This is a genomic window from Nocardioides jensenii JCM 1364 = NBRC 14755 (assembly GCF_001552535.1).
Lineage (GTDB): Bacteria > Actinomycetota > Actinomycetes > Propionibacteriales > Nocardioidaceae > Nocardioides > Nocardioides jensenii.
Genome location: NZ_BCRJ01000063.1, coordinates 1 through 10,992 on the forward strand (window position 1 = coordinate 1; position 10,992 = coordinate 10,992).

The following is a 10,992-nucleotide window of genomic DNA, read 5'->3' on the forward strand; positions in this document are numbered from 1 at the left end:
ATCGAGACCCAGCACGCCGCGCGCAACCTCGGGGACGTAGGGCTGCGTGCCGGTGCCGAGCACCAGCCGCTTCGCCCGATGCTGCTCGCCGGAGCCGGTGGTGACGACGTACGCCGACCCGTCGTGCTCGACGCAGGCCACCGGGGAGTCGAAGCGCACCGAGTCGAGCAGCGAGGCGGCCCAGCGGCAGTAGTCGCTGTATTCCTGGCGCAGCGGGAAGAACGACTCGCGGATGTAGAACGGGTAGAGCCGCCCGGTCTCCTTGAGGTGGTTGAGGAAGGAGAAGCCCGAGGTCGGGTCGGCCATGGTGACCAGGTCGGCCAGGAACGGGACCTGCAGGGTGGCGTCCTCGAGGAGCATGCCCGGGTGCCAGGTGAACTCGGGGCGGGCCTCGAGGAAGAGGCCGTCGAGCTCGTCGATGGGGTCGGTCAGACAGGCCAGGCCCAGGTTGAACGGGCCGAGGCCGATGGCGATGAAGTCCTTCATCGGGCGGCTCCCACGAGGAGTTCGGCGCCACAGCAGCGAATCTGGTCGACGATGTCGAGGATGTCGCCTGCGGTCGCGATCGGATTGAGCAGGGTGAACTTGAGCCAGACCTCGCCGCCGACCTTGGTCGAGGCGATCATCGACTTGCCGTTGTCGAAGAGCCCGGCGCGGATGCGGGTGTTCAGCCCGTCGACGAGCGTCTGGTCGAGGCCGAGCGGACGGTAGCGGAAGACCAGCGTGCTCAGTGTCGGCTCGGCGGCCAGCTCGATGTCGGCGCAGCGCACCATCGCGTCGTGCACCTGGGCGGCGAGGTCGATGACGGTGTCGAAGTAGTCGCCGATCAGGTCGGGGCCCATGATGCGCAGGGTCATCCAGAGCTTCAAGGCGTCGAAGCGACGCGTGGTCTGCATGCTCTTGTCGACCTGGTTGGGGTGCGCGGCGTCCTTCGGGTTGAGGTAGTCCGCATGCCAGGTGATGTGGCGCAGGGCGGCGGTGTCGCGCACGATCACGGCGCTCGCGGAGACCGGCTGGAACCAGGTCTTGTGGTAGTCCACGGTCACCGAGTCGGCCCGCTCGATACCCTCGAGCAGGTGCCGGCGCCGGGTCGAGGCGAGCAGACCGCCGCCGTACGCCGCGTCGACGTGGAACCAGGTGTCGTGCTCGTGACAGAGGGCGGCGACCTCGTCCAACGGATCGATCGAGCCGAAGTCGGTGGTGCCGGCGGTGGCCACGACCGCCATCGGTACGCCGTCCTGCGCCAGGCAGGCCTCCATTGCCACGCGGAGCAGGTCGGGCCGCATCCGGTGTCGTTCGTCGGTGGGAATGCAGACCACGGCGTCGTCGCCGAGGCCGAGCAGCCGGGCCGCCTTCTGCACGCTGAAGTGGCCGTCGGCGGAGGCGAAGATGCGCAGTCTGCCGAGGCCGTGGCGCTCGACGCGTCCGCGGGCCAGGTGCAGCGCCTGGAGGTTGGACTGGGTGCCGCCGCTGGTGAAGATGCCGTCGGCGGTCGTCTCCGGGAAGCCGATGCGCCCGGCGGTCCAGTCGACCAGGTGGCGCTCGATGAACGTGCCGCCGATGCTCTGGTCGAAGGTGTCCAGCGAGGAGTTGACCGACGAGACGAACAGCTCGGCGATCAGTGCCGGGATCACGACGGGGCAGTTGAGGTGGGCGGCGTAGCCGGGCTCGTGGAACCACACGGCGTCGTCGAGGTAGAGGCGGGACATCTCCTCGAGGGCGGCACCGGTCTCGCCGAGGGGGCGGTCGAGGTCGACGTCGGCGACGAGTTTGGCGGCGAGTTCGGGGGCGGTACCGTTCGAGGGCCCCTCCACCTTGCGCAGGTGCCGGCTCAGGTGCGCGACGCCGGTCAGCATCGAGGTCGCCCAGGCGTCGGTGTTGGACGGGTGGAACAGGTGGTGCGCGGAGGAATGGGACACCGCGAACTCCTTCCGAGATTTAGGTAAGGCTAACCTTAGTGACTGCCGCAGGGTGGTTGTCGAGGGGGTGCCCGTGTGACCTGTGTCGCGCCGCTGGCCATACTGGAGACATGCAGCGGGTGCGCACCTTCAGCAATGCCGGGTTGACCTTCGACGTGATCGACGAGGGGCCGATCGACGGGCCGGTCGCGGTGCTGCTCCACGGGTTCCCGCAACGCGCGTCCTCGTGGAACGCGGTGGCCAGTCGTCTGCACGGGCAGGGCATCCGCACGGTCGCCCCCGACCAGCGTGGCTACTCACCGCGGGCCAGGCCGCACCGGCGTGCGGCGTACCGCATGGAGAACCTGGTCGCCGACGTCGAGACGCTGATCCGGACGCTCGACGTGGGGCCGGTGCACCTGGTCGGCCACGACTGGGGCTCCGCGGTGGCCTGGACGACGGCGGTCGCACACCCCGAGCTGGTCCGCAGCCTGACCGCCGTCTCGGTCACCCACCCGGCCGCGTTCCTGCGCTCGATGGTGGGTACCCAGGTGCTGCGCTCGTGGTACATGGGCTTCTTCCAGCTGCCCTGGCTGCCCGAGCGGGTCCTTGCCGACCCGGCCGGCGCTCGTCGCGCGCTGGGGCGGACCGGCATGACCCGCGAGATGGTCGAGACGTTCGGCTCCGACATCGTCGAGTACGGCGCGTTGCGCGGCAGCCTGAACTGGTACCGCGCGCTTCCCTTCACCCACCCGCGCGTGTTGCGAGGTCGGGTGGCGGCCCCCACCACCCTGGTGTGGAGCGACGGCGACGTGGCGGCGGGGCGCCGAGGGGTCGAGCTCGCCGAGCGCCACGTGGCCGGCCCGTTCGAGCTCCAGGTGCTCACCGGCATCAGCCACTGGATCCCCGACGAGGCACCCGACGTGCTCGCCGAGATCGTGTGTGAGCGGATCGACGCTGCCGAAAATAAGAGGTTCGTGCCGCCCGGGCACTAGGTTGGACTCCATGACTGACCCTGAAATCGATGCTCCTCCGACCTTCGACGAGCTCGGACTCGATGAACGGGTGCTCAAGGCACTGAAGAAGATCGGCTACGAGTCGCCCTCGCCCATCCAGGCCGAGACGATCCCGCCGCTGCTCGCCGGCCGCCACGTGGTGGGCCTGGCGCAGACCGGAACCGGCAAGACCGCTGCCTTCGCGCTGCCGATCCTGTCCCAGCTCGACCTCAAGCAGAAGTCGCCGCAGGCACTCGTGCTGGCCCCGACCCGTGAGCTCGCGCTCCAGGTCGCCGAGGCCTTCGAGAAGTACGCCTCCCACATGAACGGCGTCCACGTCCTGCCCGTCTACGGCGGTCAGGGGTACGGCGTCCAGCTGAGCGCCCTGCGACGCGGCGTACACATCGTGGTCGGCACCCCCGGCCGGATCATGGACCACCTCGAGAAGGGCACGCTCGACTTGAGCGAGCTCAAGTTCCTGGTGCTCGACGAGGCCGACGAGATGCTCAAGATGGGCTTCGCCGAAGACGTCGAGACGATCCTCAAGGACACCCCCGACACCAAGCACGTCGCGCTGTTCTCGGCGACCATGCCGTCGCAGATCCGCCGCATCTCCAAGAAGTACCTCACCGACGCGGTCGAGATCACGGTCAAGAACAAGACGACCACGTCGGCCAACACGACGCAGCGTTACCTGACGGTCTCCTATCCCCAGAAGATCGACGCCCTCACCCGGATTCTCGAGGTCGAGAACTTCGAGGCGATGATCGTCTTCGCCCGCACCAAGTCGGCCACCGAAGAGCTGGCGGAGAAGCTGCGGGCCCGGGGCTTCTCGGCCACGGCGATCAACGGTGACATCGCCCAGGTGCAGCGTGAGCGCACGATCAACCAGCTGCGACAGGGCAAGCTCGACATCCTCGTGGCCACCGACGTCGCCGCCCGCGGGCTCGACGTCGAGCGGATCAGCCACGTCGTCAACTTCGACATCCCCACCGACACCGAGTCCTACGTGCACCGCATCGGGCGCACCGGTCGCGCGGGACGCTCGGGCGACGCGATCTCCTTCATCACGCCCCGTGAGCGATACCTGCTCAAGGCGATCGAGAAGGCCACCCGCCAGTCGTTGACGCAGATGCAGATGCCGACCGTGGAAGACATCAACACCACGCGGCTGAACCGCTTTGACGACTCGATCACCCAGGCCCTGACCTCCAACGACGTCGCGTTCTTCCGCGACGTGGTCAACCACTACGTGGCCGAGCACGACGTCCCCGAGATCGACGTGGCCGCGGCGCTGGCCGCCGTGATGCACGCCGACACCCCGCTGCTGCTCGACCCCGAGCCGGCTCAGAAGTTCACGCCGCGTGAGCGCACCGATCGCGACCGTGACCGTGGGCCGCGCCAGGACCGCGGCCCCCGCAAGGAGCGCCCGCAGCGCGGCCGCAGCGACGTGCCCCTGGCGCCGTACAAGATCTCGGTCGGCAAGCGCCACAAGGTCGAGCCGCGCCAGATCGTCGGTGCCCTGGCCAACGAGGGCGGCCTCGAGCGTGGCGACTTCGGCAAGATCGACATCCGTCCCGACCACTCCATCGTGGAGCTGCCGGCGAACCTCCCCAGCGACGCCTGGGATCGCCTGCGTGGCACCCGCATCTCCGGCAAGCTGATCGAGCTGAGCAAGGCCGAGGGTGAGGTCGCCGGTGGTGGCCGCCCCACCCGTTCGTACGACGACCGTGGCCCGAAGAAGTTCGAGAAGAAGCCGCGTCACAAGAGCTACTGATCGGCCGTCCGCGTCCGGCCGTCACATCGTGCCGAGTCAGCGCGTGAGGCCGAACGCCCGTGCGGTGATCCTCTCGACGGCTCCGCGCGGCGCGAGCCGGCGCAGGGCGAAGACCACGGGCGCGTTGCTGCCGCGCGCGTAGAGCGACTTCGGCTTCTCGGCCTGCACGGCCTCGAGCACGGTCGCGGCGACGTCGTCGGCCGAGATGCCGCTGGCCTCCTTGCGGTCGAGCGCCGCGATCACGGTGTCGCACTCGGCCTTGTACGGCGAGTCCTCGGCGACGTACTTCGTGCGACGCTGGCTGATCCCGGTGTTGATCGAGCCGGGCTCGACGGTGGTCAGCCACACGCCGTAGGGCGCCAGCTCCTCGCGCGCCGCGGTGGCGAAGGCCCGGATCGCTGCCTTCGTCGCGGCGTACGACGACCGGTAGGGCAACGGGAAGCTGGCGATCATCGAGCCGACCATCACCACCCGGCCGTGGCCGCGCTCGCGCATGCCCGGCAGCAGCAGTTGGGTCAGCTGCACCGGACCGAGCACGTTGAGCTGGAACAGCCGGTCGAGTGCGTCGAGTGGCAGCTCCTCCAAGGGACCGGACTGCGACTCACCCGCGTTGTTGACCAGCACGTCAACCGGACCGGCTGCCTGCGCGCAGGCAGCGATCGAGGCGCGGTCCTCGAGGTCGAGGGCCAGCCATTCGACGCCGCCGATGCGCTGGTCCTCGCGCAGGGTCGATGGGTTCCGGCTGGTGCCGATCACCCTGAATCCCTTGCCCTGTAGGGCGATTGCGGTTGCCCGGCCGATCCCGGAGGAGGCGCCGGTGACGAGTGCGGTGCGCATCAGAGGGCCTTCGTCAGCGCCAGACCGGCGGCGCGGCCGGAGAAGATGCAGCCCCCGAGGAAGGTGCCCTCCAGCGCGTTGTAGCCGTGCACGCCCCCACCGCCGAATCCGGCGACCTCGCCCGCGGCGTACAGGCCGGGGATCGGCGCACCGTCCGGGCCGATCACCTGCGAGTCGAGGTTGGTCTGGATGCCGCCCAGGGTCTTGCGGGAGAGGATGTTGAGGCGCACCGCGATCAGCGGGCCGTTGTCGGCGTCGAGGATGCGGTGCGGTGCGGCCACCCGGATCAGCTTGTCGGTGCGCGACTGGCGGGCGTTGCGGATCGCCATCAGCTGAAGGTCCTTGGAGAAGGCGTTGTCGAGCTGGCGGTCGCGCTCGACGATCTGCTGCTCGACGTGTGCCGCGTCGAGCACCGCACCGTCCCGGCCGAGCTCGTTCATGCCCGCCACGAGCTCACCGATCGTGTCGGCGACGACGAAGTCCTCGCCGTGCTCCTTGAACCTCTCGACCGGGGCGGGTGCGCCCTTCGCCAGCCGCGACTGCAGCATGAACCTCAGGTCGCGGCGGGTGATGTCGGGGTTCTGCTCGGAGCCCGAGAGGGCGAACTCCTTCTCGATGATCTTCTGCGTCAGCACGAACCACGAGTAGTCGTGGCCGGTGGCCAGGATCGCCTTCATCGTGCCGATCGAGTCGAATCCCGGGAAGTTCGGTGACGGCAACCGGTTGCCGACCGCGTCGAACCAGAGCGACGACGGGCCCGGGATGATCCGGATCGCGTGGTCGGGCCAGATCGGGTCCCAGTTGTGGATGCCCTCGGTGTAGGCCCACATGCGGTCGGAGTTGACCAGGGTGGCGCCGGCCGCCTCCGAGATGGCGAGCATGCGACCGTCGACGTGGGCCGGCACTCCGGCGATCATGTGCTTGGGCACCGGGCCGAGTCGGTCGACGGGCCAGTTCGCCCGCATCAGGTCGAAGTTGTGGCCGATGCCGCCGGAGGTGACGACCACGGCGCTGGCGCGCAGGTCGAAGTCGCCGACCACCTCGCGGGAGGACTTCACGCCGCGCTCGGCGTCGCTCGGCTCGAGCACGGAGCCGCGGACGCCGACCACGGCGCCGGCGTCGACGACCAGCTCGTCGACCTGGTGGCGGAACGCGAACTTCACCAGCCCCTGCCTCTCACCTTCCAGCACGGGTTTCTCGAAGATCTCGACAACCGCCGGGCCGGTGCCCCACGACAGGTGGAAGCGTGGCACCGAGTTGCCGTGGCCGCTGGCCGAGCCCGAACCGCGCTCGGCCCAACCGACGAACGGCAGGAACTTCAGGCCGAGCCCGCGCACGTAGTCGCGCTTGCCGCCGGCGGCCCAGGCGACGTACGCCTCGGCCCACTGCTTGCCCCAGACGTCCTCGTCGTCGGGCCGGTCGAAGGCAGCCGAGCCGAGCCAGTCCTGCAGGGCGAGCTCGGGCGAGTCCTTGATGCCCATGCGGCGTTGTTCGGGGGAGTCGACGAGGAACAGCCCGCCGAGCGACCAGAACGCCTGCCCGCCGAGGTTGTCGCGGTTCTCCTGCTCGACGACCAGCACCCGCTTGCCGGCCTTGACCAGCTCGTGGGTGGCGACCAGCCCGGCCAGGCCGGCGCCGACCACGATCACGTCGGGGCGGAAGTCGTTGTCGGTCATGGGGTCTCCTGGGGTGCGGTGTCGGTTGCGCTGCCGGCCTCGACGGTGTGTGCCGTGACCAGCAGGACGAAGAGGTCGGTGCGGCGCTGCCGGACGGCGACGTTGTCGGGTTCGATGAGGCACTGCACGGACGTGCCGTCGTGGCAGGCGACGAGGGCCGGTCCGAGTGCCGCCGGGTCGACGACGCGTCGCCCGACGCGGGCCAGGAGAGCTTCGAGCGTCGGCATGAGGCCCGCCTCGATGCGTTCCTCGCGTCGCGCCATCACGCGCCGCAGCGCCGGATTGCGCAGGGCGTGGGCGGTGAACTCGGCGGTGACGCGGTACCACTCGTCGTCGAGCGGGACCGCCGAGAGCACGTGCTCGACGGCCTCACGCAGCGACGAGACCGGCGGTGGCTCCTGGGTCAGGAACGCTGCGAGGTCGGACTGCATCTCGTCGGACCGCTGCTCCCAGATGGCCAGGAAGAGCTCGTCGAGCGAGGTGAAGTTGGAGTAGAACGCGCCGCGGGTGAACCCGGCCTGCTCGCAGACCTGCTCGACGGTCGACCGGCCGAAGCCCTCGCGGGCGAAGACCACGAGTGCGGCGTCGAGGAGGCGTTGCCGGGTCTGCTGGCGGCGCCGGGTCGGCGCTGGAGTGCTCACGATACGAGAATGTATCCGATACAACTCTGTATCGGAAGGGCCGAAGCGGGGTGAACCACCGGCGTCCGCCACTACCCTGACGGGGTGACCCTTCCTGTCCTGCTCATCCTCGGTGCCGGGCCCGGCCTGGGCCGCGCGGTGGCGCACCGCTTCCACGGCGACGGCTACAAGATCGTGTTGGCGGCGCGCTCCGACCACCGCCTCGGCCAGCTGGCAGACGACCTGCGTGGTGCGGGCACGAAGGTGGACACCGTGGCGGTCGACCTCACCGACGAGGAGGCCGTACGCCGGGCCGTCGACGAGGTGGGTCGCAAGCACGGCCACATCGACGTGCTGCACTTCAACCCGAGCGCCTTCCGCCAGAAGGACCCGCTCGCGCTGACCGTCGACGAGCTCCTCGACGACCTCCGCCTCGGCGTCGCCCCGCTGCTTCCCGCCGTGCAGGCCGCACGTCCCTACCTGCGCGCCGGTGCCCGTGTCGTGGTGACCGGGAGCGCGGCGGCCGACAAGCCGTGGAACCAGGCCGCCTCGCTCGGCGTGCAGAAGGCCGCGCTGCGCAACCTGGTGATCAGCCTCGACACGACCCTGGCCCCGGACGGCATCCGCGCCGTCAACGTCCAGGTCGACGGTGTGCTCGCGCAGTCCGGCACATTCGGCGCGAGCAACGTGGCCAGCGCGATCCATGCGGCCGTCGTACGCCGCGAGGCCGAGTGGACGCCCCTCGTGCACTACCCCGGCTGAGGACAGAGACACCTTCCGTTCACCTTGGTGCCAGACACTCCGCCGGTGAAGCCTGCTCCGACGACGCTCCTGCCTGCCCTCCTGGCCGGCGACCGGGCGCCCCGACCACGCACCCTGGTCGACATCTTCCGCACCACCGTCGAGGAGTGTCCCGATGCACTCGCGGTCGACAGCGGCATCGAGACCCTGACCTATGCCGAGCTGGCCGAGGCCGCCGACGACCTGGCCGACCGGCTGTCCGAGGTCGGTGTCGGGCGAGGCGACAAGGTCGGCGTACGCATCAAGTCCGGCACCACCGACCTCTACGTCGCGATCATCGGGATCCTGGTCGCCGGCGCGGCCTACGTGCCGGTCGATGCCGACGACCCCGACGAGCGGGCCCGCGTGGTCTTCGAGGAGTCGGCTGCGGCGGCGGTGATCGGCAACGAGCTGGTGATCGCCACGACCGCGGAACGAGCGCCCAGGGAGCGCGAGGAGCCGGGCCACGACGACGACGCCTGGGTGATCTTCACCTCCGGCTCCACGGGCAAGCCCAAGGGCGTGGCGGTCACGCACCGCAACGCCGCCGCGTTCGTGGACGCCGAGTCGAACCTGTTCCTGGTCGACGACCCGATCGGGCCCGACGACCGGGTGATGGCCGGCCTCTCGGTCGCCTTCGACGCGAGCTGTGAGGAGATGTGGCTGGCCTGGGCGTACGGCGGCTGCCTGGTGCCCGCGCCACGCTCGCTGGTGCGCTCCGGTGTCGACGTCGGGCCGTGGCTCGTGGCCAACGACATCAGCGTCGTCTCGACGGTGCCGACCCTGGTCGCCCTGTGGCCCGGCGCCGCCCTGGACAAGGTCCGGCTGCTGATCATGGGCGGTGAGGCCTGCCCGCCCGAGCTGGCCGCCAGGCTCCAGCGCGAGGGGCGGGAGGTGTGGAACACCTACGGCCCGACCGAGGCCACGGTGGTCGCCTGCGGTGCCCTGCTCGACGGCTCCGACCCGGTGCGCATCGGACTGCCCCTGGACGGTTGGGACCTCGCCGTCGTCGATGCCGAGGGCAACCCCGTCGGCGAGGGCGAGTCCGGCGAGCTGATCATCGGCGGGGTCGGGCTGGCCCGCTACCTCGACCCCGAGAAGGACGCCGAGAAGTACGCCCCGATGCCCACCCTCGGCTGGGACCGGGCCTACCGCTCGGGTGACGTGGTGCGCAACGACCCGGCCGGTCTGGTCTTCGCCGGACGCGCCGACGACCAGATCAAGCTCGGCGGCCGACGCATCGAGCTCGGCGAGATCGACGACCACATGCTTCGCGTCCCGGGCGTGGTCTCGGCCGCGGCCGCCGTACGGTCGACGAAGTCGGGCAACAAGCTGCTGGTCGGCTATCTCACCGTCGACGATGCCTATGACGCCGGTCAGGCCAAGGAGCTGCTGCGGCACCGGATGCCGGCCGCTCTGGTGCCGAGGTTGGCCGTGGTCGACGAGCTGCCGACGCGGACCTCGGGCAAGGTCGACCGCGACGCCCTTCCCTGGCCACTGCCGAAGACCACGGCCGGGCCGGCCGCGTTGAGCGGGACCGGCGCGTGGATCGCGGAGATCTGGGCCGACGTGCTGGGCGCGGAGGTCACCTCCACCAAGGACGACTTCTTCGACTTCGGCGGCGGCTCGCTGACCGCGGCCCAGGTCGTCGGCCGGCTGCGCGAGAAGCACCCGGAGGTGGCCGTCGGCGACCTCTACGCCAACCCCACGGTCGGCACCCTGGCCGCGACCCTCGACGAGATGGGCGGCAGTACGGTCCTGTCGGACCGCCAGGTGCAGCCGATCCCGCGCAAGACCCAGGTCGGCCAGCTCCTGGCCCTGCTGCCGCTGCGCGCCCTGGCTGCCCAGAAGTGGCTGGCCTGGCTGATGCTCGGCTCCGCGCTCGGGGCCGCGGGCACCGATCTCGGATGGCTGGTCTCGTTCCCGCTGTGGCTGCTGGTGCTGACCACGTGGTTCTTCCTCGTGCCCCCGGGCCGGATGACCCTGGCCGCCCTGCTGGCGCGGTTCCTGCTGCGCAACCTCGAGCCCGGCACCTATCCGCGGGGCGGAAAGATGCACCTGCGGCTCTGGCTGGCCGAGCGGATCCAGGAAGAGCTCGGCGCCGCCGGCCTCTCCGGTGCACCGTGGTTCCCCTATCACGCGCGGCTTCTCGGCTCGACGCTCGGCAAGGGCGTCGACCTGCACACCCTGCCGCCGGTGACCGGACTGCTCGAGGTCGGCAACGACGCCGCGATCGAGCCGGAGGTCGACCTGGCCGGCCACTGGATCGACGGCGACGTGCTGCACGTCGGCGCGATCGGGATCGGTGCCCGGGCCCGCATCGGCGCCCGCAGCACGCTCGCCCCCGGTGCCCGGGTGGGCGAGGACGCCGAGGTCGCCCCCGGCTCCCACATCATCGGCGCGGTGCCG

Annotated in this window: 9 protein-coding genes; 4 read left to right on the forward strand and 5 right to left on the reverse strand. The window is 70.3% G+C overall.

Annotated features, from left to right (window positions below):
* The coding region (locus tag NJ4_RS14165) for a SidA/IucD/PvdA family monooxygenase (RefSeq protein ID WP_157551138.1) at nucleotides 1-486 on the reverse strand (486 nt) is incomplete at its 3' end.
* The gene (locus NJ4_RS14170) at nucleotides 483-1,919 is read right to left on the reverse strand and encodes a pyridoxal phosphate-dependent decarboxylase family protein (RefSeq protein WP_067436288.1); all 1,437 of its coding nucleotides are present in this window, start codon (nucleotides 1,917-1,919) and stop codon (nucleotides 483-485) included. The genes NJ4_RS14170 and NJ4_RS14165, both read right to left, overlap by 4 nt.
* Nucleotides 1,920-2,029: 110 nt before the next feature.
* Here NJ4_RS14170 and NJ4_RS14175 point away from each other — a divergent pair, with 110 nt between their 5' ends.
* Nucleotides 2,030-2,893, forward strand: coding sequence for an alpha/beta fold hydrolase (locus tag NJ4_RS14175; protein ID WP_067436290.1), 864 nt, complete (start codon nucleotides 2,030-2,032; stop codon nucleotides 2,891-2,893).
* A 10-nt stretch (nucleotides 2,894-2,903) separates the two neighbouring features.
* Nucleotides 2,904-4,670, forward strand: a complete 1,767-nt coding sequence (locus tag NJ4_RS14180; protein ID WP_067436293.1) for a DEAD/DEAH box helicase — start codon at nucleotides 2,904-2,906, stop codon at nucleotides 4,668-4,670.
* A 36-nt stretch (nucleotides 4,671-4,706) separates the two neighbouring features.
* On the opposite strand, the gene NJ4_RS14185 is transcribed toward NJ4_RS14180, so the two are convergent.
* Genes NJ4_RS14185 through NJ4_RS14195 form a run of 3 tightly spaced genes read right to left on the reverse strand, consistent with a single transcriptional unit; the run spans nucleotide 4,707 to nucleotide 7,824 of the window.
* On the reverse strand, nucleotides 4,707-5,507 hold the full coding sequence (locus NJ4_RS14185) for an SDR family oxidoreductase (protein WP_082748622.1): 801 nt from the start codon (nucleotides 5,505-5,507) through the stop codon (nucleotides 4,707-4,709).
* On the reverse strand, nucleotides 5,507-7,183 hold the full coding sequence (locus tag NJ4_RS14190; protein ID WP_067436299.1) for an FAD-binding dehydrogenase: 1,677 nt from the start codon (nucleotides 7,181-7,183) through the stop codon (nucleotides 5,507-5,509). The genes NJ4_RS14185 and NJ4_RS14190 overlap by 1 nt, the downstream gene beginning before the upstream one ends.
* Nucleotides 7,180-7,824 (reverse strand): TetR/AcrR family transcriptional regulator, encoded by a 645-nt coding sequence (locus NJ4_RS14195; protein ID WP_067436302.1) that lies wholly within the window; start codon nucleotides 7,822-7,824, stop codon nucleotides 7,180-7,182. The genes NJ4_RS14190 and NJ4_RS14195 overlap by 4 nt, the downstream gene beginning before the upstream one ends.
* Nucleotides 7,825-7,908: 84 nt before the next feature.
* On the opposite strand from NJ4_RS14195, the gene NJ4_RS14200 reads away from it, so the two are divergent.
* Complete coding sequence (locus tag NJ4_RS14200) at nucleotides 7,909-8,565, forward strand: SDR family oxidoreductase (RefSeq protein WP_067436304.1); 657 nt, start codon at nucleotides 7,909-7,911, stop codon at nucleotides 8,563-8,565.
* Nucleotides 8,566-8,610: 45 nt separating this feature from the next.
* Nucleotides 8,611-10,992 (forward strand): non-ribosomal peptide synthetase (locus NJ4_RS14205; protein ID WP_174524608.1); only part of this gene is annotated, 2,382 nt, incomplete at its 3' end.

Coding starts and splice junctions, on each gene's coding strand:
- NJ4_RS14185 (WP_082748622.1), bottom strand. CDS start 5,507: ATGCGCACCGCACTCGTCACCGGCGCCTCCTCCGGGATCGGCCGGGCA.
- NJ4_RS14190 (WP_067436299.1), bottom strand. CDS start 7,183: ATGACCGACAACGACTTCCGCCCCGACGTGATCGTGGTCGGCGCCGGC.
- NJ4_RS14175 (WP_067436290.1), top strand. CDS start 2,030: ATGCAGCGGGTGCGCACCTTCAGCAATGCCGGGTTGACCTTCGACGTG.
- NJ4_RS14180 (WP_067436293.1), top strand. CDS start 2,904: ATGACTGACCCTGAAATCGATGCTCCTCCGACCTTCGACGAGCTCGGA.